The sequence below is a fragment of the Chitinophaga sp. genome (genome assembly GCF_035761305.1).
GTDB lineage: Bacteria > Bacteroidota > Bacteroidia > Chitinophagales > Chitinophagaceae > Chitinophaga.
The window spans coordinates 1-23,593 of sequence record NZ_DASTRI010000134.1; the positions used below are offsets into that span (position 1 = coordinate 1).

Sequence of the window (23,593 nt, forward strand, 5' to 3'; positions counted from 1 at the left end):
GTTACCATGGGCGTAGGGATGAGCCGCGACCAGGTAAGGGGTAAAAAATCAAAATGATTATGGATAATGTCAAACTCCCGGGCCCTTTCCATGAGGTAACTGATATGCATACACTCCTGTACCTTGGCGTCCAGGTTTTTATTTTCCTCGTAGCCCTGGTCGCAAATAGCAGCCAGGGTGCCGCTGGTGATGGAATTGGCGGTGGCAAACAAGGTAACCTGCTGGCCCCGGGCTACCAGCCCTTCTGCCAGGTTGGAAGCCATTTGTTCCCAGGGGCCGTAGTGTTGCGGCGGTGTGCGCCAGGCAACAGGAGATAATATGGCGATGCGCATGGCAATTACGAATTATCAATTACGAATTGTGGCGGTGTGCATAAGTGATGGTGTTGAAAATCATCACAATGCAGGAATAGTAAGCATGTATTGTACCAATAATTGTAATATTTCCATCCTCCCAATTATTCATAATCATAATTTATTTTCAAAGGCATTTTCCGCGGAAGCGGAACAGGCAAATGCACTGCTCCGCGTTTCGTAATTGAATAATTCGTGATTGACATTCCTCTCCTTGCCGTTCATCGTAATTCGCAATTCGTAATTCGTAATTTATTATACCTTCGTGCCTTCAAAGGAAGTATGGAGCATGGATCAATCAGTATGCAACAGTGTACCCTATAGTGAAACCGGCTATTTTAGCCAACTGGTCCTGGATTTTCTGGCAGAACACCCGCATATCCGATCTTTTTACACGCATTCGCCGCTGCATCCCGACGTGGATGCGCTGGTACATGCAAAAAAGGCGCAGCCCCTGCAGCGGGATGTGCTGGTAAAGGCGCTGCAGGCCCAGTACACGGGCCTGGAGGTACACCCCGCAGTGCAGGAGAATATAAACCTGCTGGAGCAGCCTAATACCTTCAGCATCTGCACAGCCCATCAACCCAACATTTTTACCGGCTACCTTTACTTTGTTTATAAGATACTGCAAACCGTAAAGCTGGCGGCTGAATTTAAGCAGCAGCGTCCCCAGTATGATTTTGTGCCTGTATATTACATGGGCAGTGAGGATAATGACCTGGATGAGCTGGGAAGCATTTACCTCAATGGGCAAACGCTTACCTGGGCCACCACCCAAAAGGGAGCAGTAGGCCGCATGCAGCCGGCAGGGCTGGAGGAGCTGATTGTGCAGGTAGAGCAGCTGCTGGGCTACGGGCAGTATGCGGCAGAACTGGTACAGCTGCTGCGCACCGCCTACGGGCAGCACGAAAACATCCAGGAAGCTACCCTGTACCTGGTAAATGCGCTATTTGGCCGCTTTGGCCTGGTAGTGCTGATACCGGACGCCCCGGTATTTAAAAAGCAGTACATAGCCGTTATGAAAGACGAGCTGCTGCACCAAACTTCTTACCGGCTGGTAGGCGATACCATAGAGAAATTATCACAGCATTATAAAGTGCAGGCCAATCCCCGGGAAATAAACCTGTTTTACCTGGTGAACAACAGCCGGGAGCGCATTGTAAAGGACGGGGACCAGTGGAAAGTGCTGCACTCGGGTATATCCTTTACTGAAACACAGCTGGAGCAGGAGCTGCAGGAGCACCCCGAGCGTTTTAGCCCTAATGTGATCCTGCGGGGAATGCTGCAGGAGACCATTTTACCCAACATTGCCTTTATTGGCGGCGGCGGTGAAATAGCCTACTGGCTGGAGCTGCAGGCGCTGTTTGCCCATTACCGGGTGCCATACCCCATGCTGGTGCTGCGCAACTCTTTCCTGCTGGTAGATGCAGTGTCGCGCAAATGGCTGCATAAGCTGGGGCTGTGCATTAAAGACCTGTTCGGGAATGTAAACGACCTGGTGAACAATTTTGTGCTGCAGCACACAAACGCCTCCCTGGTGCTGAAAAAGGAATACGATGCGCTGGACCAGCTGTTTGACGAGCTGGAGGCCAGGGCGCGCAGCATAGATGTAACGCTGGTGGGCAGCGTGGCGGCGGAAAGGAAAAAGGCGGCAAGGAGCATTGGCCGGCTGGAACATAAGTTTCTGCGGGCAGAAAAGAAAAAGTTTGCCTGGCAAACAAACCAGATACGGCAGCTGCGCGACAAACTATTCCCTGCCGGCTCTTTGCAGGAGCGAAAGGAAAACTTTATGCCGTGGTATATTCATGAGGGCAGCGCCTTATTCGACAGGATATTGGCCAACATGCAGCCGTTATCCGGCGAGCTGCAGATCATTTATGAAAAGAGTGCGGATGCAGTGTAAACATTAAAGGTTTTTCCGGCGCAGGCGGCATGCCCGTTCCCGGCAACCGGCTCCGTTATTGCTGTTGCTGTTGGGAGCGGACATAACTAACAATGTCCTCCTTTTTTTGTCCCGCTTCCTTTATCGCCTTAATGATCACTTCCTTGGTAACCATCAGCTCTTCTGAAAGGTACTGTACATCCTCTTCGTCCAGCGCATCAAAAACTTGCTGGTCTTTCAGGCTTTTTGTATCAGGCATAACCAATAGATTTAGGTGATGAATATGCGATGTGGCACAAATACAATGCCTGAGGCCTGCTGCTGACCGCGCTTAGCTCATGGCTTTCTTCATATCTTTTAATATTACCAGTATACCGTGCAGCTGGTCGCGTACCTGTTTGGTTTCCAGCATTTCATTGCGTACGGGCGTTTCGCCCTTTCCCTGGTTGATTTCTGTTTGCCGTTGCTGTATCAGGCTTTCTATAAGAATATCCAGCGTTTCAAAAGCTTCGAGGTTGCCGGGCAGCTCCGGCAGGGCCGCGCCCGGTTGCAGGGTTAGCTGCACCACCTGGTTCATGTACTGCTGCAAGTATTTTTCAATCAGCTGGTATTCGGGCCGGGGAAAGTGTACGCCCTGGCCCAGCCCATAAGCGGCCAGCGCAGCAATACGGGAGGTAAGGGTGTGGTTCAGTACTACAAAGTGGTAAAGCCGGGAGATGTTTTTCTGCTGGTTTTTAGGCTCGCTGAGCATGCGCTGGAAAGCGCCCATAAGGTTGGCCGTGGCTACATAGGTTTCCTTACGGGCCAGCTTGTATTCTGTAATGGTCATTTGCTGACCGGTGTACAGCTTTATTACCTGCTCAAAATACTGTTTGTTGGCCCGTATCATTTTCTCCATATAGCTGGGCAGGAACCGGTGCTCCCAGCTGGGCCACAGCGTTAGGTTGGCTATAAAGGCCAGGGTGCCGCCGATAAGGGTGTCCAGCACCCGGGCAGATGCATATTGCAGGTCGGCGGGGCGCAGGAAGTGCAGCAGGAAAATAACAAAAGGAGTGGTAAATATTACACTAATGGTATACTGGTACGTTGTAAAGGTATAAGAGCCCAGTATGCACACCAGCATAATAATAAAGATGGCCGTGGGGTTTTTAACAAAAAGCAGCACCAGTATGGCAAACAGGGCGCCTATTATGGTGCCCATAATGCGCTGGTAGCTGCGCGATTTGGTTAACCCGAAGCCCGGCTTCAGGATCACCACAATGGTGAGCAATATCCAGTACACCCGGTCGAGATGCAGTATAACCCCCAGTAAATAACCGGTGGTGGTGGCCAGGCTAACCCGTATGGCATGCCGGAATATGTGCGACTGAAAGGTGAGGTTGTTACGGAAGGTTTCAATGTCGTACCGGTTGCTGGTGGTAAAGCGCGACAGCTCCAGCCGGGGATCAATAGTAGTATCTTTTAACCGCTCCAGGCGGGTAAGGCGGTGCAGGTTGTAGATGCGGTCCGCCATTTCATGCAGGTTGGTTACAATACCCGTAAGGGTAATCAGGCGGGTGCGCTCCCGCAGGGTGGGCATGGTTTTACGGATGGCTGTAATGGCCTCCTGCACCTTCTCAATATCATGCCGCAGGTTGGCCTTTGGCATAGAGCGCTGGCCGGCCATAACGGCCAGGCCTATATCTTTCAGCTCCTGTGCATAGTCCAGTAAAAGCCCGTGTAGCACTTCCAGGATATTGTGCGCGCCAAAATGCTGGTGCAGCGCGTTGTAATCGATCTGCGACGCCATGATCTGCTCCTGCAGGTCAACCAGGTCCAGGAAAATAAGCACCATGCTTTTGCTGATGGTGCTGGTGCCCTGCTGGGCAGAGCGCCTTTTGAGCAGCAGCTCGCGTACGGCTTCCTGTTTTTCGTTTACTACTACCTGCTGTTCCAGCACCGCCTTATAGGTGGCGTTAATATCCGCGTCCTTTACATAAAACCCGGCCCGCAGCTCCAGGTAGCGGGCGGTTTCCTGTATACATTCACCCAGCACCTGCTGCACATTGAGGTAAGGCCGTATTTGCCATAATACCAGCGACAGCAGCCCATGCCACAGCCCGCCCACCAGCACCCAGCCGGCGTTGGTAAGCGCTTCCCGGGGCCCCGCCGGCGGATCGCCCAGTATAATAATCATCACCAGCAAACAGGCAATGCCTATGTTGCCGCCCCGGTTGCCATACACCAGCAGCATGCTGAACACAAAGCAGCAAAGGGTAACCCAGGGCGCCATAATAAACGGGTGATGGGCTGCCAGGCCTGTGAACAGGGCTGTAATAAAAATGAGCGCTATGCTGATGAAGGCGCCGTTCCGTTTATGGATAAACGTGCCTGGCTGGTCCGACAGCGCAGAGCATAAAGCGCCGGTTGAAATGGCAATGCCCACAATCAGCTGGCCCATGCCCAGGCCTACCAGCGATGGCACCACTACGCTAATGGTAGTACGAAGCCCGTTGCTGAAATGGTAGCTTAATACGAAGCCTTTTATTGCTGTTAGCCAACGCATGGGTCAGTTATGAATTGTCAATTACGAATTAAGCGCCGGTTTATAATCGATATTTTCACTACAAATTAAGTGATGAAATAATTATAGTGGTGCAAAGATAGAAGATTACAAGCCGCTTTGTTTAATTCTTAATTCACAATTGAGCCGCCCGCAGCTGCTATTGCGCACTTATATTTTATTGTTCATTGCCCAATTCGTAATTCGTAATTGACAATTCGTAATTGACTACGGCTTGCTGGCTGCCTGCTGTTTTACATCATCATTCTGTACGCCCTTCTTACGGGTTACCGACTCTTTAAGCTGACCAAATTTCCAGCCAAAGCCAATGCGGATAGCCCGTACAGGATAGTAAAAAGTGTTGGAACGGTAAAAAGAAGGATCATGGATAACCGTCTTCCAGGCAATCTCTTTCTGAAAGGGCTGATCAAGCGTAAGGTTTACGGCAGCGCGTTGTTTGAACAGGCTTTTGCGCACCGTAAGGCTATGGGTAACGTAACCGGGCATACGACCTTGCAGGGCAGGCTGGCTGCCGTTCAGGTAAAAGGCCGCTGCTGTTTTAAAGCCTTTTCCCAGGTCATAATCCATATTAATGTAGCTGTTGGCGCTCCAGCCCGTGTTATGCAGGCCGGCGGCATCCCGGGTTTTCAGGGTGGTGTACTGGGTGCGCACATTGCCGCTCAGGCTCAGGCGCGGCAGCGGCTGTACGCTGATGTTGATGTTAAACCCGGTGGCCGTGCGGCGGCCGATGTTGGCAAAGGTGGCGGCGGTAATACCTTTCAGGCTGTCTATAGCCACAAAGGCTTCCATGGCGTGGCGGGTAAAGGTGTAATCGGCGCTGGCCAGCAGCCGGATGCCCTTCAATATAGTGTTATAGTTAAGCCCCAGGGAATGGTTCAGCTCCGGCCGCAGGCCCGGGTTGCCGTAAGAAATGTTATTCGGGTCATTATCATTCACATAGGGGTTCAGGTTCCACACCCACGGGCGTTGCAGGCGGCGGCTGTAGGAAAGGCTTACCGTTTGCGTATGCGGCAGGGGAATTACTATATTGGCCGTTGGTATAAAGTTCAGATAATCATTCTGATAGGAGCTGTCAATAGCAGTAAAATGTGCATTAATATGCGTATGCTCCAGCCGCGCGCCTACCTGTATGCTTACCTTCTTTTTGATATAAAAGGCGTAGATGCCATACAGGGCCAGCACGTTTTGCCGGTAGAGGAAGCGGTTGTTCTGGTGCACGGCTTCCTGCTCGCTGGCAGCTGCCATTTCGCTTTGCTGCCGGTAATCGCTTGCAATGGTCCGGAAAATAGCCTTTGCGCCGGTTTCCAGCTTTTGGCGGTGGGGCAGCGGACGGGTATAGTCCAGCTGCGCGGTGGTTTCCGTATTGTGCTCATCATTTATATTTCCTGAGCTCATTTCGCCGCCAGGTTCATTTACCTGGTGGTTGGCGGCCTGAATGCCGTTGTTGCCGGCATTGTGGTTCAGGGAAACGCCCAGGGTATGCTCCGGCTGGCGGAAATGCTGCTGGTAATCCAGCCCCAGGTCACAGGAGCGGCTTTTATAACTGGTATAGCTGGTGTAATGGCCGGTTTGCGCCAGCTGCAGGGCATTGTCATACAGGAAATTCTCCTGCGGGGCGTTATTGCTGTTGTAGCTGATGTTCATATTCCCGTACACACTCAGGCTGCTGGTGCTGTCCAGGTCATAGCTCAGCTCCAGGTTACCGAAGTAATAGGTGCCGTCAAATACGCTGCTGCCGTTCTGTAGCAGGGTGCTTTGGTTGCCGGGCAGGTAGCTCTCTCGCGCGCCTTCCGAGCGGCCTTTGTTACGGAAGTAGCTGGTGCCGCCATAGGCAGCTATGCCTATGCCGCTGATGCGGGTGTTCAGCGCGCCGCCGGCGCCGGCAAATCCGCGGCTGTTATCATTGGCATACAGGTTACCGTTATAGCCGCCGAAAGCCTGCTGGGTAACAATGTTAATGATGCCGGCAGCGCCGTCTGCATCGTACCTGGCAGAGGGCTGGGTAATAACCTCTATGCGCCTGATAACGCTGGCGGGAAAGGCGCGCAGGGCCTGCCGGGGACTTTTGGCCAGCATGGCCGGGCTTTTGCCGTTCAGCAGCACTTTAAAGCTGCTGCTGCCTTTGAGCTGTATGTTGCCTTCCAGGTCTACCGTTACCAGGGGTACCCGGCGCAGCATTTCAAGGGCTGTCAGCTGGTCTTTGTTAAGATCATTTTCCACGTTATATACCAGCATATCTTCCTTTACCTCCAGCAAAGGTTTTTGTCCGGCTACGGTTATGGCTTTCAGCTGCTGGGGGTTAGCCCGCAGGTATAGCGGAGGCATTATATAGGACGGGTGCAGGGAATCGAGCGTAAAGGCCTGGAGTATGCGGGGGGCATACCCGCTTAGCTGTATGCCCAGCTGGTAGCGGCCGGCGGCGGGGCTGGCCAGCGAAAAGCGGCCCTGTTCATCCGTAAGGGTATTTACTACCGGTTGCAGGCTGGCTGCTTTTAATAAGGTAATGGTGGCATAGCCCAGCGGTTGGCGGGAGGCGCTGTCTGCCACCTGGCCGGCAATATGCACGGGCAGGGCTTTTTGGGAATAGGTAAACAGGGGGCATGCCACTATTCCGGTGAGCAGGGCAAGAATACCTTTTTTCATAAAGGGCATCGGGAACAAAATGTTCGTTTAGATTTCGGTTATGCAAGGGTTTTTCTCAGGTTTTTCATTGGGCCGTCATTCTTTCTGTAGTATAATAATGGCTCATATGTTAACAATTGCCGGTAGCCATTACCATCACAGGATTTGAAGCAAAAGTCAAACATTCATCCATAAGATACTATTAGCCAGGTTATTAGGATTATTTTTTCAATGATTTATACACAGCTGTGTATAAAAAAAACAGTATAATCCGTTTAGTGCTGTTAAATTACTAATTCATTTGCACAAATTACGTGTAGGCAATATGTGAATCGTACTTATCTTTGACAGCTTAAAAAAATAAACCCGGAGCAAAAGTGCGTTTAAAAACATTAGAAATCAAAGGCTTCAAAAGTTTTGCCGACAAAACCGTTTTAAATTTTGATGAGGGGATCACCGGTGTAATAGGACCAAACGGCTGCGGTAAAAGTAATATTATTGACTCCATACGTTGGGTGATAGGGGAGCACAAGATCAGTAACCTGCGTTCGGAAAACCAGGCAGGCCTGGTATTTAACGGCTCCAAAAGCCGTTCTGCCAGCGGTATGGCCGAAGTAAGCCTTACCTTTGAAAATACCCGTAACGTACTACCCACCGAATTTACCACCGTTACCATTACCCGTAAATTTTATAAGAACGGCGATAGCGAATACCGCCTGAACGATGTTGCCTGCCGTTTAAAAGACATCCATAACCTGTTCATGGACACCGGCGTAAGTACCGACTCTTATGCCATTATTGAACTGGGCATGGTGGACGATATTATTAAAGATAAGGAAAACAGCCGCCGCCGCATGCTGGAGCAGGCAGCCGGTATCTCCATTTATAAAACCCGGAAAAAGGAAGCCAAATCCAAGCTGGATGCTACAGAAGGTGACCTGAACCGTATTGAGGACCTGTTATTTGAGATCAATAACAACCTCAAAACCCTGGAAAGCCAGGCCAAAAAAGCCGAACGCTATTACGAAGTAAAAAAGGAGTACCGCGAGATCAGCATTGAGCTGGCCAAAGCCGCCCTGGAAGGGTTTAACATTACCTTTAAAGACCTTTCCGAGCAGCAGCAGCAGGAAAACGACCGTAAAATGGCGCTGGAAGCGGAAATTGCCACCGAAGAAGCAGCCGTGGAAGAAGATAAGCTGCACTTTGTAGCCAAAGAGCGGGAGTTGCAGGTACTGCAAAAATCGTTTAACGAGATACTGTCTACCGTACGCACCAAAGAAAACGATAAAAACCTGGCCACCCAGCAGCTAACCTACCTGCGGGAGCGGGAAAAGAACCTGAGCGAGTTCCTGAACAATGCCGAAGGGCAGCTGCAGGGACTGTCCGCATCCATAGAACGTACCGAAAAGCAGGCGGAAGAAGAGCAGGAGGTATTTGATACCATGCAGGACGAGCTGGAAACCCTGCACGATATGGTAGACGAGAAGAAAGAGCTGTTTAACCAGAAGAAGCAGCACCTGGAAGCCCTGCGCCGCGACCAGCAGCAATGGCAGCGCCAGCAGTTTGAAGCGGAAAAAAAAGTAGCCGTAGCCGATACCTCCGTACAAAACCTGCAACGCAGCATACAGCAGCTGCAGGAAGAAAAGGCCAACCGCCAGGTGCAGATACAGCAGCTGGAAGAGGAAAAGGGCAGCCTGCAGGAAACCCTGGAAGACAGCAAAGCTACCCTGGACGAGATGATCCGTTTCCAGGAAGAAACCAAAGGTAAAATACTGGCCACCCAGTCTGATATTGAGGGCCTGCGCGACCAGCTGACAGACGAGAACCGTACCCTGGACGCCAAAAAGAATGAGTACGACCTGTTAAAATCACTGGTAGACAGCCTGGAAGGTTACCCCGAAAGCATCAAGTTCCTGAAAAAGAACAACGAGTGGAATAACAAGGCGCCCATATTAAGCGATATATTCTTCTGTAAGGAAGATTACCGCACCTGTATAGAAAACCTGCTGGAGCCTTACCTGAACTATTACGTGGTGAACAACGCGGAGGAAGCCATACAGGCCATCCGCCTGCTGGACCACAACAAAAAAGGGAAAGCCAACTTTTTTATACTGGACCAGTTCCATCACCAGGGCGGGCAGCTGTTTACGCCTCCCGGCACCATTGCTGCGCTGGATGTGGTGGAAATAGACGAGCGCTATAAAGGCCTGGGCAACTACCTGCTGGGTAAGGTGTTTGTGGCAGACGACATCAGCACCATGGAATTTAACCAGATGCCTGACCAGGATGTGCTGATCGTGGAAAAGAGCGGCCGCATGTACCGCGGTAAATACAGCTTTAGCGGCGGTTCCGTAGGACTGTTTGAAGGCAAGAAGCTGGGCCGCGCCAAAAACCTGGAAAAGCTGGATGCAGAGATCAAAGCGCTGGAAGTAGTGGTAAGCAACCTGCGCCAGCAGCTGCAGGATAAGCACAACGAAGTGCTGGGCTATAACAGCCAGCTGAATGATAATAATATTAACGCCGCCCGCGAAAAAATCAACCAGCTGAACAACCAGCTGTTTGGTTTGCAGAACCGTATTGAGAACTTTCATCACCTGATAGAGTCCGGCGATAAACGCCTGGCCGAGATGCAGCAGTCGCTGGAAACCAACCAGCAAAGCATTGCCGGCGTTAAGGACGAACTGGAAGGCCTGAACGAAAAGGTGCATGCGCTGTACGACAGCATTGTGGCGGCCGACCGCGCAGCCCAGGAAGCAGAGCAGCAGTACAACCAGGCCAACACGCAGTTCAACAACCAGAACCTGCAGCATACCCGCCAGCAAAGCAAGGTACAGGGGCTGAAGCAGGAGCTGGAGTTTAAACGCAAGCAGCTGAGCGACCTGCACACGCAGATCACTAATAATAAATCACAGCTGGAAGATGCGATAGCCAACATTGCAGCGGCTGAGGACAAGCTGAGTATTGCCGAAGACGGCCTGGTAGACCTGTTCCGCAAAAAGGAGGAGGAAGAAAAGGCCCTGAACGAAAAAGACCAGGAGTACTACAACTTCCGTAACCAGCTGCAGGAAAAGGAAACCGCCCTGCGCTCCCGCCAGCGCGCCAAAGAGCAGCTGGAGCAGCAGCTGAATACCATTAAGGATAAAGTAAATGAGCTGAAGCTGCAGCTGGCCTCCATGAAGGAAAGACTGAGCGTGGAGTTTAAGGTGAACCTGGATGAGATCCTGGACGACGCCCGCACCAGCACCCTGCCGGTAGAAGAGCTGCAGGGCAGCGCCGAAAGACTGAAAAAGCGCCTGGAAAACATGGGTGAAATTAACCCCACGGCCATTGAGGCTTTCCAGGAAATGAAAAAGCGCTATGAGTTCATCCTGGAGCAAAAGAACGACCTGGTAGCAGCCAAGGAATCACTGATGGCAACTATACAGGAGGTGGAAAGCACGGCCAACCAGAAGTTCCTGGACACGTTTAATACTGTAAAGGAAAACTTTGTTCGCGTGTTCAAGGCGCTGTTCACCGAAGAAGACCAGTGCGATATGATACTGAACGAACCGGAAAACCTGGCCGAAACCGGTATCGAGATCATTGCCAAGCCTAAAGGCAAACGCCCGGCAGCCATTACCCAGCTTTCCGGTGGAGAAAAAACACTGACGGCCACCGCGCTGCTGTTTGCTATTTACCTGATAAAACCCGCCCCGTTCTGTATACTGGATGAGGTGGATGCCCCGCTGGACGATGCCAACGTAGGCAAGTTCACCAACATGATCCGTAAGTTCTCCGATAACTCGCAGTTCATTATTGTTACGCACAATAAGCAAACCATGGCTGCGGTAGACGTGATTTACGGCGTAACCATGCAGGAGCCGGGTGTGAGCAAGCTGGTGCCGGTGGATTTCAGGAGCCTGAATTAATGAATAATTAAGAATTAATGATTAAGAATAAGGGGGTGGGAGGTAAAAGTAGGCAGCAGATAAGGGGAGGGGAGAAATGAGGGATAGAAAGTTGGAAGATAGGAGATAGGAGATAGGAGATAGGGAGAGTGGAAAAAATTCTTGTGGGATAGGGAAAAAATTCCTATATTTGTAGGAAAGGAGGAGATAAATATGGCAAAAGCAATAAAAGCAAGCAACGCCATGCCTTCCAAAATGCAGCCTGTTGCAAGCGTAAAGAAGAGTGAGGAAAGCGCTTTATCGTCCAACCCGGTTTCCAGTGTTCAGCAGGCCTTCCAGAATATTGACCTGCAAAATCATTACCAGGTGGTAAGCACCGCGCTTAACGGCGTATATGCAGATACTTTTATTAAGTTTGTTGACCTGGTCAATATATCCAGGAACGAGTTGGCAGCAGCTATGAATATTTCAACCAAAACCATTAAAAATAAACTGGCAGATAAAGAGCCGCTGGACCCTAATCAGGGTGAGCATCTTTTAAAAATCATTTCACTTTTTGAGTTGGGAGAAAAAATTTTCGGTGGCCTCGAACCCTTTAAACGCTGGTTAGAAAAACCTTTCTTCGGCAAATCACAAAAGCCCGAAGATTTTATGAAAACCACCGGTGGTGTAGAGCTTATCATAGACGAGCTTAAACGCCTCGCATACGGTGATGTCATTTAACCCTGGCAATGAGAGTATTCAGGATTGCTTATAAAGCATATACCCAAGACCTTACTCCCTCCAAAGCAAACGGCCGCTGGGCAGCAGCCGGTAAAGCCGTAGTATATGCCGCCGGCTCGGTGGCCCTGGCCGTGCTGGAAAACCTGGTCAGGCGAAAAGGAGAGGGATTTAATGACGACTATAATATTATGGTCATTGACCTGCCACCCTCCCTTAAAGTACAAACCATTACGGCAGACCAGCTCCCGGCCGGCTGGAATGATATACTGGATTATTCAAAATGCCAGCCACTGGGCAACCGCTGGTATGATGAAGGGAAGTACCCGGTATTAAAAGTACCTTCCGCCATTGTTCCCCGGGAGTTTAATTATGTGTTCAATACCAATCACCCTGATTTTAATAAAGTAAAGCTGGTTGAAGTAACCGGTTTTATACCAGATCCGCGGATTGAGGAGCTATTAAAAAGTGGCTGATTTTCTGCTACATCCCGTTATGCTGCCTCTCATCATTTTTTTGAACCTCTAAATTTGCATATTGAGGCAGCGCACAGTATTTTAGTTTTTGCAATCGATTTATAAAATAGCAGCGCGGAATGAAAAACTGGTTACTTGCTTACAGCCTATTGGCCACAGCGGCAATAGGCATGATCTCCTGTCAGTCTAACACTTCAGAAAAAAAAGACACCCGGCAGTCCGACTCACTGGCTATGCGGGAAAAATTTGCGGAATCGCCGGTACTGGATGCTAAAACCTCCCTGCAGCACATACAGGTGGAAGATGGTTTTAAAGTGCAGCTGGTAGCCTCCGAGCCACAGGTATCTGTGCCTGTAGCCATGACCTTTGATGAGAAAGGCCGTATGTGGGTAGTAGAAATGATGGGATATATGCCCGACACGGTGGGTACCGGTGAAGATATGCGTAACGGCCGGGTAGTTATACTGGAAGACACTAATAAAGACGGTGTGGTAGACAGCCGTAAAACTTTTATGGACTCACTGGTGCTGCCGCGCGCCATTTGCCTGGTAGAAAACGGGGTGCTGGTGGCAGAGCCGCCTAAACTATGGTTCGTGGAGAACAACGGCGACCATGCCGGTAAAAAAACACTGGTGGACGATAAGTATGCAGAAGGCGGCAACGTGGAGCACCAGCCCAACGGGCTGCTGCGCGCCATGGACAACTGGATCTATAACGCCAAATCAGATAAGCGCTACCGGAAAGCAGGCAATAAATGGCTGATAGAGCATACGCATTTCCGGGGGCAGTGGGGTATTTCGCAGGACAACTACGGCCGCCTCTTTTATAATAACAACTCGGAAAACCTGCTGGGCGACTACTTTAGCCCGGGCCTGGGCGCTACCAATGAGGCGCAGCGTACCGTGGCGGGTTTTGATCAGCATATTGTACCGGATAACCGCGTATATCCCATACGTCCCACACCGGGTGTGAACCGGGGCTATATGAAAGGCATACTGGATGATAGCCTGCGCCTGGTGAACTTTACCGCTGCCTGCAGCCCCCTGATATACCGTGGCGGCCTGTTTGGCGACGCCTATGCCGGCAATGCCTTTGTAGCAGAACCCTCTGCCAACCTTATTAAACGGAATATATTGCAGGATAGCGGCTATATTGTTACCGGTAAGCAGGCTTATGCCGGCCGCGAGTTCCTGGCCAGCACTGACGAGCGTTTTCGCCCGGTAAGCTTATATACCGGCCCGGATGGTGCCCTGTATATACTGGATATGTACCGCGGTATTATCCAGCACAAAACCTACCTTACGCCTTACCTCAAGAACGAGATTAAGATGCGGAGCCTTACGCAGCCGCTGAACTGCGGCCGTATTTACCGCGTAATACCATCCAATGCCAAAAACGTACAGGCGGTAACGTTACCCGACGATCCTGCAGGGCTGCTGGCCATGCTGGACCATCCCAACGGCTGGGTGCGCGACCGCGCGCAGCAGCTGATCGTAGACCGACATTATACCTCCCTGGTACCCCAGCTGCGGCAAAGGCTGCACCAGGACACTGCCCAAAAGCCCTGGGGCGCGCTGCATGCCCTGTGGACCCTGGAAGGCCTGGGCCAGTTGCAGGTGGAGGATGTAGCCGCCGTACTGCAGGCTTCCAACCCGTACGTGCGCCTGCAGGCGCTGGCCGCCATGCCGGCTGTTATTACGCCACAGCAGGTAAGCCGCGTGGTGCAGCTGATCACTCCTTTAGCGCAAAGTGTGCTGCAGGCGCCCTCCGTTGCCCTGCTGCTGCCTTATATAAAACATGTGAACCCTGCTGCTGCCGCCCAGCTGCAAACCGTGCTGCTGCATAAATATGCAAATGACCGTTATGTAACAGACGCCATTATTGCCAACAACGCCGGCCATGAACAACAGCTGCTGGATGAAGTAACCAAATGGAATGCAGATACTTCATTACTGATACGGCACCGCCTGAAAAGAGTGTTATCAGATATTGAGAAGCAACGTAAGGCCCGGCTGAGTGCAGGCCTGGAAAAGCAATACCCCAAGGGAGTGAAGATATTTAAAACCGTTTGCCAAACCTGCCATGGCTCCGACGGTAATGGCATACAATCCCTGGCGCCGCCACTGAACGAGTCACAGTGGGTAAACGGGGATAAGAACAAGATGATTGCCATTGTATTATTTGGCCTAAGCGGTCCGGTGAATGTAAACGGCAAGGTTTACAAAGCGCCGGAGGTAAGCGGCGAAATGCCCGGCATTGGCAGCAACGATGAGTTTTCAGACAGCGATATTGCGGAAGTGATCAGCTTTATCCGCGGCTCATGGAGCAATAAGGCGGGCAAGGTTACTGAAAAGGATGTACAGAAAGTGCGTCAGCAGTATAAAGGCCGCGACAAGTCGTTTGTGCAGGAAGAGCTGAAGTAGGAAATGTAAAATGCAAAATGTAAAATCCTGAACGTAAAAGGTTGAATGCTAACAACCAACGGCTGCAGACAGGAAATAATTGTTACTATACGAAGCATTCATTGTGCCCTTTTCAGGAGAAAGCAATGACTGCTTCGTATTTTATTGCCGTAATTGATAATTCGTAGTTATTCGCATTCATGATAATTTTCAAAGGCACGCATGCTCCGCTTTGCGGAGTCGTAATTGACTTACGGTTGTTTCGTGAACGCAATCCTATCGCCAAAGGCTATATGATATTTATCACAGAAACCCGCATTCACTTCTACCACATACTGGGCTTTTTTGTAGGAGGGCAGGCTTTCTTCTGACTGGGGCGTTGTATATTTCTGTATAGACACAATCTCCTTTTTGTCATCTATATAAATAATATCCAGGGAAATATAGGTGTCTTTCATCCAGAAGGATTGTTCTGCTGCCTCGGAAAAAATAAACAGCATACCCTGTTCGTCCGACATAGACCGGCGGCGCATAAGGCCCTGGGCCCTTTCGTCATCTGTTTCGGCAATTTCAATGTCTATTTTACGGAGGGTGTCGTTATTGGTTTTGCTTATAAAAGACAGCTCGCCCTCTTTTTTAAATTGAGGACCGTTATCCGTAACCGCAGGCGGGGTAGCTGCCGTATTGCCGGCAGACGTGTTTTCTGTGGAATGTGAGGCCCGGTTGCCGCAGCCGGCAATGTACAGGCAGAAAGTCACATTTAATATCCATTTGGTAGCAGGTAGCAGCATTTTTACAAATCTCATGACCCTGAAGTTAGGAAAGTTTTTTATTTTTAGAAGAATGCTGAAACCGTTCTAAAATTCCACTATTATGCATCGCAGATCATTCCTCAAAACCACAGCCCAGGCAGGCGTTGCCTATTCCGCATTACCGCTGCTGTCATCCCTGCAACGTACGGCTCCTTTTAAGCTGGCGCTCATTGGCTCCGGCTGGTGGGGCATGAACATACTGCGCAGCGCATTGCAGCATGGCGGCTGCAGGCTGGCAGCTATTTGCGATGTGGACGAGCGGCAGTCCAATGCAGCGCTTACTGTTATCAATACCCTTACATCCGACAAGCCGGTAACGTACAGGGATTACCGTGAGCTGCTGCATAAAGAAAAGCCCGAGATCGTGATTGTGGCCACACCGGACCACTGGCACCCGCTGATTGCCGTTGCTGCCATGCAGCAGGGCGCCCATGTATATGTGGAAAAGCCTATTTGCCACACCATCAATGAGGGCAAAGCCATGGTTAAAGCTGCCCGCCAGTACAACCGGGTGGTGCAGGTAGGTACGCACCGCCGCGCATCGCCGCACAATATTTCCGGCATGCAGTTCCTGAAATCCGGTAAGGCCGGTAAAATAGGCATGGTGCGCGCTTTTGTACATTATGCCGGCGGCCCGGGAAAAATGGTGCCGGATGAGCCGGTACCCCAGGGCCTGAACTGGGACATGTGGTGCGGGCCTGCACCCATGCGCGCGTATAATCCTACCATCCACCCCAAAGGGTTCCGGCAGTACCTGGATTACGCCAACGGACAGCTGGGCGACTGGGGCATTCACTGGATGGACCAGATACTATGGTGGACAGAGGAAAAATACCCGCGTAAAGTGTTTTCGTCCGCCAACCGTTTTATTAAAGCGGATAATACCGATGCGCCGGACACGCAAAACGTGATCTTTGAATTTGAGTCGTTTACCGCTACCTGGGAACATCGCATGTACGCGGGTAATGAAGCGGAAAAAACCAATGTAGGCTGCTACTTTTACGGCACCGAAGGCACCTTTCATATGGGCTGGCTGGATGGGTGGACCTTTTACCCGGCCGATAAAAAGAAATCCATTATTCATGAAGCGCCCAGGCTGCATAAGCCCGATGACCAGAACATTCCCGAGCTATGGGCGGATTTTATACAATCCATCCGGCAAAACCGTTTGCCCATATGCGATATTGCCATTGGGCAGCGCTCTACCAACATGAGCCTGCTAGGCATGTTATCCTATAAGCTGGGCCGCAGCATTGAGTGGGATGGGGAACAACAGCTGATCAAAAACGATGCGGCAGCCAATAAGCTGCTGCAACGGGCGTATAGAGGGGAGTGGGAATATCCCGCGTAGCGGGATCGTAATTGAATAATCCGTAATTACAATCACACCGCCAGCTCTTCTTCGCTGAACTCCTCATCCGTATAATCTTTGATCTCATTGTAAACAGTGTCGCGCTCAACGGGGCGGCGGCCTGCCTGTTTAATGAGCATGGCCAGCTGCGCAGTGCTGAGGGATGGCTTTTGTTCCTCTGCGCCGGCCATGGAGTATATTTTGGTGGTATCGTCAATAGTGCCGTCCAGGTCATTTACCCCAAAGGAGAGGGTGAGCTGTGACGTGCTTCTGCCCAGCATAGGCCAGTAGGCTTTCAGGTGGGGGAAGTTATCCATGTACAAACGCGCTACGGCATACATCTTCAGGTCCTCAATAATACCGGACTCTTTTACGTGCGACATTTCATTGTCTTTATTGCGGAACTTCAGCGGTATAAAGGTGTTGAAGCCATGGGTTTCGTCCTGCAGCTGGCGCAGGCGCTCCATATGATCTATGCGGTGGTGGTATTGTTCTATATGGCCGTACAGCATGGTGGCATTGGTAACCATGCCCAGGTTATGCGCGGTTTTGTGAATGTTTAACCAGCCTTCTGCATCTACCTTGTCATGGCATATCTGGGCGCGTATATCCGGGGCAAATATCTCTGCGCCGCCGCCGGGCATGGATTGCAGGCCGGCTTCGTTCATAATGCGCATACCTTCTTCCACGCTTACTTTGGCTTTGCGGAACATATAGTCCAGCTCCACGGCGGTAAAGCCTTTGATATGCAGGTCCGGGCGGTGGGCTTTTATTTTGCGCATCAGCTCACAAAAGAACTCCATATTCATTTTGGGATGCACGCCGCCTACAATATGTACTTCTGTAACAGGCTGGCCGTCATAGCGTTTTACAATGTTCAGCATATCGTCTATGCTCAGCTCCCAGCCTTCTTCCCGGTGCTTATAGGAGCGGGAGTAAGCGCAGAACTTGCAGGTAAAAATGCAAACATTGGTAGGCTCTATATGAAAGTTGCGGTTAAAATAGGTTTTGTGTCCGTGCAGGCGTTCCCGTACCTGGTTGGCAAGGGCGCCAAGAAAAGAAACATCTGCTTTCTCGAACAGGGTAATACCTTCTTCCGGTGTAAGCCGTTGCTGGGCCAGTACTTTTTCTCCTATCTGTTTCAGTGAAGCATCCAGGCTGGATTGCTGCAGGAGGGCTCCCACAGCAGGATAATCAGTCATTCTCATCGTCATCGAACTTTAAGTATTTTAACGGTCTTGGTGCTGTTCCGGTAAATTAATTTCACAAAATAAACACCATTTGGCTCATTTACCAAATCAAAGGTAAACCGGTTGCTGGCATTAATAGCCGAACCCTGCTGCCGGGCAACCAGCTGGCCAAGCGTATTGTAAATGGCAATAGCGTCCAGGTCGGCCGGCGGTTCCAGGAATGTTACCAACACCTGGTCTGTAAAGGGATTGGGCGTAACGGTAAAGCCCTGCTGCTTCAGGAAGGTATTGGTGGTTTTGGTAACAATATTGATATTATCCAGGTAGATATTGTTCTCGTAATTGGAAATGTTGCGGAACACCACCCTGAACTGCCCGAAACGGATGTAGGGCGTGAGGTTTACCGAGTCTTTTCTCCACTCCGTGGCAGCGGGCACAAATTCTGCGGCGGTGGGCGTAGGGCGGGTAACCAGGTTAGGTCCCCATTTGCCGTACACGCTGTCGAGCGTTTGCCCGCAATCCACGGTAACCAGCACCTGCAGGGAGTCCCAGGGATTATTCACCGCGTTCAGGCTGGTTTGTACGGCTGCTGCTACGTCAAAGAGCAGGAATACCGAGTCGTAGCCCTGGGCGTTTATGACCGGCGAGTACAGGTCGTCTATGGCGCCGTTGGTGGCATAGCCCAGGTTACGCATTACTGCAGACTGGCTGCCGGATTTGGCGGCGTCGCGGGTAAGCTCCCAGGTGAAGCCGCCGTCGGGGTTCCAGATGTCCCAGCCATTGGCCGGCGGGAAAGTGGCGCTTTCAAACCCTTCTGACAAAGGCAGGCTGGCAGGTGCAAAGTAGCGGAAGCTGGCGGCCGCCGTATCGTTTTCCGGTGCTTCATCTGTTACGCCGTTAGGCAATGAAGTATAGGCGGTGATAATGTGGTTGCCTGTACCGGCGGTACCGGCAGGCAGCTGTACGGTTTCCTCTTTCAGTGCGGTGAGGCTGCCGGTCCAGTTAAAGGTTTGCGGGGCGCCGCCGTCTACCTGGTAGCTGATGCGCACGTTGGTAAGCGTTTGAGCGCCCTTGTTCTTCAGCACAACGCGGGGGGTAAAGCCGGCGCCGCATATTTGTCCTAATGGTGCGTTAACGGTGGCTACGGCGGCATCGTTGTTCTTCAGGTTCACGGGAGTGCAGCCGTCGGAGGTAAGCAGCGTGGTGCGGATGTTATCCAGCACATAGCGCATACGGATGGATTGTTCGGTGGTAAACAGGTGCATGCAGGCATCGTCCGTATAGTCCATATAGTTCATGAACATAAAACCCGGTGCGGTGCTGGTGCAATTATCTGTTTGCGGAAAGGAGGGGCAGCCGTAGGTGCGTTTACCCTGCAGGGGGGTATCATCAATACCGTCGTCTACGGTGCAGCGGGAGGTGGAGCCGTCGCCGTCATCATCTCCCCATATATGGCGCAGGCCAAAGTAGTGGCCTATTTCATGCGTAGCGGTACGGCCCCGGTTAAAGGGGCTGGCAGCGCTGCCGGTGGTGCCAAAGCCGGTGTACAGGATTACCACGCCCTGTTCTGCAGCGGGAAAGGTGTTATCGGGCGGCGTGGCTACGCCCAGGTAGCTGTTGCCCAGGTTACATACCCATATGTTCAGGTAGCGGTCCGGGTCCCAGGCATCGGAGCCGCCGGTAGCGCTGTATTTTACTTCGTAGGCGGCATTTACGCCGGCGTCAAACGGTGCGTGGTTGGAGGTTACCCGCACTATGCCATTGGTAGGGTCGCCGTCGGGCGTGCGCTGCGCCAGGCAAAAGTTAATGGCCGAATTGCCGATCAGCTGCTTCCATGCAGCCGGTACGGAGCTGGTATCGGGGTTGGCGCCGGTATAGTCTTCATTCAATACCTGTATCTGTGAAGCTACCTGCGCATCTGTTACCTGGGCAGGGTTGGAGAGTACGATGTGCACAACTACCGGCACGTTCACCACCGGCTCTGATGCGCCTTTGAGCAGTATGGCCTGCTGTTTTTTAAGGGCTATCGCTTTCACAAGGCGTTGTTCCATGGCATCGTGCTGCTGCTGCAGGAAAGGGTATTGCAGTATCTTGTTACGGATAGCATCTTCCGTGGCGCAGCTACGCTGTGCCTGTAACGGTGACAGATACACTAAACATAGGATGAGGAAAATAGCAGTGCGCAATTGTTGCTGGTTTTATAGTGATTTGCCTGGTAGCAAGATACGATCTTAAACGGGAACCTTACTGAAAGGATCGATGAACAGGCGTTTATTACTGGTTAGTAACAGGTTGCTGTTGATTAAAGCAGGGCGCCCGCAATGCAGCCGCACATCAGGCAGGCAATGGTGCCGCCGATGAGTGATTTTACTCCCAGCTCTGTGAGGTTGCGGCGCTGGTTAGGCGCCAGCTGGCTGATACCGCCTATCTGGATGCCGATGGAAGCAAAGTTGGCAAACCCGCACAGCGCATAAGTAGCTATCAACAGTGATTTGGGATCCTGGATGGTGTGGGCGGCCTTCATGTTACCCAGTGATATATAAGCCACAAACTCGTTCAGGATGGTTTTTTCGCCCAGCAGCTGCCCAATGGAAACCATGTCCTGCTGCGCCACGCCAATCAGCCAGGCTACCGGTGCAAACACATATCCCAGTATCATTTGCAGGGAAAGCTCCTGGTAACGCCCGCCGGTGATGCCGGCTACCTGCGCATTCAGGCTGGTAATGCCGCCTACCCATCCCATCAGGGCATTGGCCACATACATCATGGCGGTAAATACCAGCAGCATGGCGCCTACGTTCACGGCCAGCTTCAGGCCGTCGGTAGTACCCAGGGAAAGGGCGTCCAGGAAGTTATCACCCAGCTTTTCCCTGGGTATTTTCAGCTCCTTTGAAATTTCATCATCATGCGTTTGCGGGAACAGTATTTTAGATACCACAATGGCTGCGGGCGCGCTCATGATCGACTGGCTGAGCATGTGCAGCGCAAAGTAGTGCTGCTGTACGGGGTCGGTGCCGCCCAGCATACCAACATAGGCTGCCAGCACACTGCCGGCGGTATTGGCCATACCGCCTATCATGATACAAAGTATCTCGGAGCGGTTCATGGCTTCCAGGTAGGGGCGTATCATCAGCGGGGCTTCTGTTTGACCCAGGAATATATTGGCGGCGGTGGAAAGGCTTTCCGCACCGGAGATCTTTAGTTTATTCAGCAGGTACGCAAATACATACACGATCTTTTGCAGCACGCCCAGGTAGTACAGGATAGAGGATAATGCGGCAAAGAAAATGATGTTGGGCAGCACCTGCACTGCAAATACGTAGGCCCAGCTGCCATTGGGATCGGCCAGGTTGCCGAAAATGAACTCGGTGCCTTTATGGCTAAGGTTAATGAGGTCTACAAAGGAGCCTGACACTTTTTCCAGGATGATCTTGAAAATATCCGGCGGGCATAGCTTCGTGTATACCGAAATGGTTAACAGCAGGCCGGTGGCCAGGATGGTCCATTTTATCAGCTCTATTTTATCGCGTTTGTACAGCAGCCATATCAAACCCCCTATGATGCAGATGCTAACGGTAATGGCTAAATTAGGCAGGGTGAACTGCAGGGCGCGCACAATACCGAAAAAGAATACCAGCAAACAGGCCAGCGCAATTACAATGCCGGGTGCATCGGCGTTCAGGCGCTTGTTGATCTCAACAGGGTTCCCGTCAACATTCACAAACTTTTCAGTTGCTGCAGCCGGCGTGCGCATACGGCGGATGCGGTTCACGATCGTATATACCACAATAACGCCAAAGGCCAGCCAGAATACCGGCTGGTCGCCGATGCGCGTATTCAGCACGCCCATGGCAAACATTACCTGGGCAAAAATGCCCATAGCCACCAGTTTCCAGTCAATTGCCCGGCGGTTGTTGCTGAGCAGAAAGCATACGGCTACCAGGAAAAGCATGCCAATGCCACCGCGCAGCAGGTTATACCAATGAAAAGACATATTCGGATTTAGATAGTGTTAAGCAAATTAGCAGCAAATAAAATGGAAAATACGCGTTTCAGCAATTAAGTTATTGCCGGAGGCAAAGTTTTTACACAAAAGTGTAGGTATAGATGTTTTTTTGCATATTTTCTTCACCTTTGCGGAACCAACTATTCACGGGCTGTTATATGCACAATCAAACGGAAAAAAAGACCATTGCATTATTGGAGTTAGGCGGATCGCATGTTGAATGCCTGTATGCGCAGGTGTTGTTCCTGCAGCCCACGCACGAAGTACATGTAATCTGTAACCGTCACCTGTGGCCTGAGCTGGCGCATATGGAAGGCATCAGCGGACATCAGCTGCACGACACCGGCGGCTCCCGCAGGCAGGTGATCGCCCAGGTGAAAAAATACCTGAAAGCGCATCATATCCAGTACCTGGTGATCAATACCACGGAAATATCCCTGGTGCGCGACCTGGTACTGCGCCTGCTGTTCAGCCGTATTAACATTACCGGTATTGTGCATAATGCCCGCAAGCTCAATAACAGCTTTACCATGCGGAAAATGACCGGGCTGAAGGTAAAGAAATTCTTTGTGCTGAACGATGCGCTGCTGGCGCATATACATGCTGCCAAAGGCACGGCGGTAAGCAGCTTTTACCCGGTGTTTTTTCCGCATACAGGCAAGCCGCTGCCCAAGCAGGAAGGGGAGTGCTGGGTAGGGGTGCCGGGCAGCATTGACGGCAGCCGCCGCGATTATACGACCCTGCTGGAGCAGATACATACCCATGGATTGCCGCCTGACATGAAAATCATTTTCCTGGGCGGCTTTTATCCCGAACGTGACCCCGACATTGCCGCCCGGCTGAATGCCCTGCCGCCCGACCTTCGGCAGCAGCTGGTAACATTCGGGCCGGAGCTGGTGCCGCAGCCGGTATTTGACAGCTGGATGCGGCAAACAGATGTGCTGCTGCCGCTGCTGCACCCCGGCGTGCATAAATTCCCCGAGTACCTGACTACCCGCATTTCCGGGGCTTACAATCTTTCATTCGGGTACCAGGTGCCGCTGCTGATGGAACAGTCTTTCAGCACCTGGGGCGACCTGGCGCAGCATGCGCTGTTTTACGCCGTGCCGGATCTGCCGGCCGTTTTACGGCAGCTGGCAGCCAACCCCGCGCCACTACACGCCAAACGCGCGGGCATAGCCGCCGATCCCAAATTCAGCCTGGCAGTACAGCGGGCCAGGTACCTGGCGCTGGCGGAGCAAGCATAACGGGTACAACACATACAATATTTGTATTAATTGATTGAAAAACTTATTTTTGCGGCACTAGAGTACATTAACCCTCTTTTAA

Annotated in this window: 14 protein-coding genes and 1 pseudogene; 7 read left to right on the forward strand and 8 right to left on the reverse strand. The window is 51.5% G+C overall.

The annotated features are described in order from the left end of the window. Positions 1 to 332: pseudogene (locus VFS25_RS11680) on the reverse strand (glycosyltransferase family 4 protein); the annotation flags it as partial. A 310-nt stretch (positions 333 to 642) separates the two neighbouring features. Between VFS25_RS11680 and bshC the strand changes: the two are divergent. Beyond that, positions 643 to 2,256 (forward strand): bacillithiol biosynthesis cysteine-adding enzyme BshC, encoded by a 1,614-nt coding sequence (gene bshC / locus VFS25_RS11685; protein ID WP_326462325.1) that lies wholly within the window; start codon positions 643 to 645, stop codon positions 2,254 to 2,256. A gap of 55 nt (positions 2,257 to 2,311) precedes the next feature. On the opposite strand, the gene VFS25_RS11690 is transcribed toward bshC, so the two are convergent. The 3 genes from VFS25_RS11690 to VFS25_RS11700 form a co-directional block, all read right to left on the reverse strand. Then, entirely contained in the window at positions 2,312 to 2,494 is a 183-nt protein-coding gene (locus VFS25_RS11690; RefSeq protein ID WP_326462326.1) for a DUF3606 domain-containing protein, read from the reverse strand. Positions 2,495 to 2,566: 72 nt separating this feature from the next. Then, positions 2,567 to 4,780, reverse strand: a complete 2,214-nt coding sequence (locus tag VFS25_RS11695; protein ID WP_326462327.1) for an FUSC family protein — start codon at positions 4,778 to 4,780, stop codon at positions 2,567 to 2,569. Positions 4,781 to 5,005: 225 nt separating this feature from the next. Further along, positions 5,006 to 7,441, reverse strand: coding sequence for an outer membrane beta-barrel protein (locus VFS25_RS11700; protein WP_326462328.1), 2,436 nt, complete (start codon positions 7,439 to 7,441; stop codon positions 5,006 to 5,008). Between the two features lie 356 nt (positions 7,442 to 7,797). On the opposite strand from VFS25_RS11700, the gene smc reads away from it, so the two are divergent. From smc to VFS25_RS11720, 4 genes are all read left to right on the forward strand, one after another. Further along, positions 7,798 to 11,328 (forward strand): chromosome segregation protein SMC, encoded by a 3,531-nt coding sequence (gene smc / locus VFS25_RS11705; RefSeq protein WP_326462329.1) that lies wholly within the window; start codon positions 7,798 to 7,800, stop codon positions 11,326 to 11,328. Between the two features lie 192 nt (positions 11,329 to 11,520). Next, positions 11,521 to 12,030 (forward strand): antitoxin Xre-like helix-turn-helix domain-containing protein, encoded by a 510-nt coding sequence (locus tag VFS25_RS11710; RefSeq protein WP_326462330.1) that lies wholly within the window; start codon positions 11,521 to 11,523, stop codon positions 12,028 to 12,030. Between the two features lie 8 nt (positions 12,031 to 12,038). Continuing rightward, on the forward strand, positions 12,039 to 12,503 hold the full coding sequence (locus VFS25_RS11715; protein WP_326462331.1) for an RES family NAD+ phosphorylase: 465 nt from the start codon (positions 12,039 to 12,041) through the stop codon (positions 12,501 to 12,503). A gap of 119 nt (positions 12,504 to 12,622) precedes the next feature. After that, positions 12,623 to 14,926, forward strand: coding sequence for a DUF7133 domain-containing protein (locus VFS25_RS11720; RefSeq protein WP_326462332.1), 2,304 nt, complete (start codon positions 12,623 to 12,625; stop codon positions 14,924 to 14,926). Between the two features lie 230 nt (positions 14,927 to 15,156). Here the strand turns inward: VFS25_RS11720 and VFS25_RS11725 are convergent, their stop codons facing one another. Further along, positions 15,157 to 15,711, reverse strand: a complete 555-nt coding sequence (locus VFS25_RS11725) for a DUF192 domain-containing protein (RefSeq protein WP_326462333.1) — start codon at positions 15,709 to 15,711, stop codon at positions 15,157 to 15,159. A gap of 67 nt (positions 15,712 to 15,778) precedes the next feature. Here VFS25_RS11725 and VFS25_RS11730 point away from each other — a divergent pair, with 67 nt between their 5' ends. Beyond that, positions 15,779 to 17,068, forward strand: coding sequence for a Gfo/Idh/MocA family oxidoreductase (locus VFS25_RS11730; protein WP_326462334.1), 1,290 nt, complete (start codon positions 15,779 to 15,781; stop codon positions 17,066 to 17,068). Between the two features lie 32 nt (positions 17,069 to 17,100). Here VFS25_RS11730 and mqnE read toward each other — a convergent pair whose 3' ends face one another. The 3 genes from mqnE to VFS25_RS11745 form a co-directional block, all read right to left on the reverse strand. Continuing rightward, entirely contained in the window at positions 17,101 to 18,276 is a 1,176-nt protein-coding gene (mqnE, locus tag VFS25_RS11735) for an aminofutalosine synthase MqnE (RefSeq protein WP_326462335.1), read from the reverse strand. Positions 18,277 to 18,278: 2 nt separating this feature from the next. Then, a complete protein-coding gene (locus VFS25_RS11740) occupies positions 18,279 to 20,411 on the reverse strand; it encodes a M43 family zinc metalloprotease (RefSeq protein ID WP_326462336.1) in 2,133 nt (710 codons plus the stop codon). 149 nt (positions 20,412 to 20,560) lie between these two features. Further along, positions 20,561 to 22,252 carry a nucleoside transporter C-terminal domain-containing protein gene (locus VFS25_RS11745; protein WP_326462337.1) on the reverse strand — a complete coding sequence of 564 codons (1,692 nt, stop codon included), beginning with the start codon at positions 22,250 to 22,252 and terminating at the stop codon, positions 20,561 to 20,563. A gap of 170 nt (positions 22,253 to 22,422) precedes the next feature. Between VFS25_RS11745 and VFS25_RS11750 the strand changes: the two genes are divergently transcribed. Then, positions 22,423 to 23,511 carry a hypothetical protein gene (locus VFS25_RS11750; protein ID WP_326462338.1) on the forward strand — a complete coding sequence of 363 codons (1,089 nt, stop codon included), beginning with the start codon at positions 22,423 to 22,425 and terminating at the stop codon, positions 23,509 to 23,511. Positions 23,512 to 23,593 lie beyond the last annotated feature (82 nt).

What these genes read in the sequence shown, in the direction of transcription:
- VFS25_RS11690 (WP_326462326.1), bottom strand. Translation starts at nt 2,494, where the DNA reads ATGCCTGATACAAAAAGCCTGAAAGACCAGCAAGTTTTTGATGCGCTG.
- VFS25_RS11700 (WP_326462328.1), bottom strand. Translation starts at nt 7,441, where the DNA reads ATGAAAAAAGGTATTCTTGCCCTGCTCACCGGAATAGTGGCATGCCCC.
- VFS25_RS11710 (WP_326462330.1), top strand. Translation starts at nt 11,521, where the DNA reads ATGGCAAAAGCAATAAAAGCAAGCAACGCCATGCCTTCCAAAATGCAG.
- bshC (WP_326462325.1), top strand. Translation starts at nt 643, where the DNA reads ATGGATCAATCAGTATGCAACAGTGTACCCTATAGTGAAACCGGCTAT.
- VFS25_RS11715 (WP_326462331.1), top strand. Translation starts at nt 12,039, where the DNA reads ATGAGAGTATTCAGGATTGCTTATAAAGCATATACCCAAGACCTTACT.
- mqnE (WP_326462335.1), bottom strand. Translation starts at nt 18,276, where the DNA reads ATGAGAATGACTGATTATCCTGCTGTGGGAGCCCTCCTGCAGCAATCC.
- VFS25_RS11720 (WP_326462332.1), top strand. Translation starts at nt 12,623, where the DNA reads ATGAAAAACTGGTTACTTGCTTACAGCCTATTGGCCACAGCGGCAATA.
- VFS25_RS11695 (WP_326462327.1), bottom strand. Translation starts at nt 4,780, where the DNA reads ATGCGTTGGCTAACAGCAATAAAAGGCTTCGTATTAAGCTACCATTTC.
- VFS25_RS11750 (WP_326462338.1), top strand. Translation starts at nt 22,423, where the DNA reads ATGCACAATCAAACGGAAAAAAAGACCATTGCATTATTGGAGTTAGGC.
- VFS25_RS11730 (WP_326462334.1), top strand. Translation starts at nt 15,779, where the DNA reads ATGCATCGCAGATCATTCCTCAAAACCACAGCCCAGGCAGGCGTTGCC.
- VFS25_RS11725 (WP_326462333.1), bottom strand. Translation starts at nt 15,711, where the DNA reads ATGAGATTTGTAAAAATGCTGCTACCTGCTACCAAATGGATATTAAAT.
- VFS25_RS11745 (WP_326462337.1), bottom strand. Translation starts at nt 22,252, where the DNA reads ATGTCTTTTCATTGGTATAACCTGCTGCGCGGTGGCATTGGCATGCTT.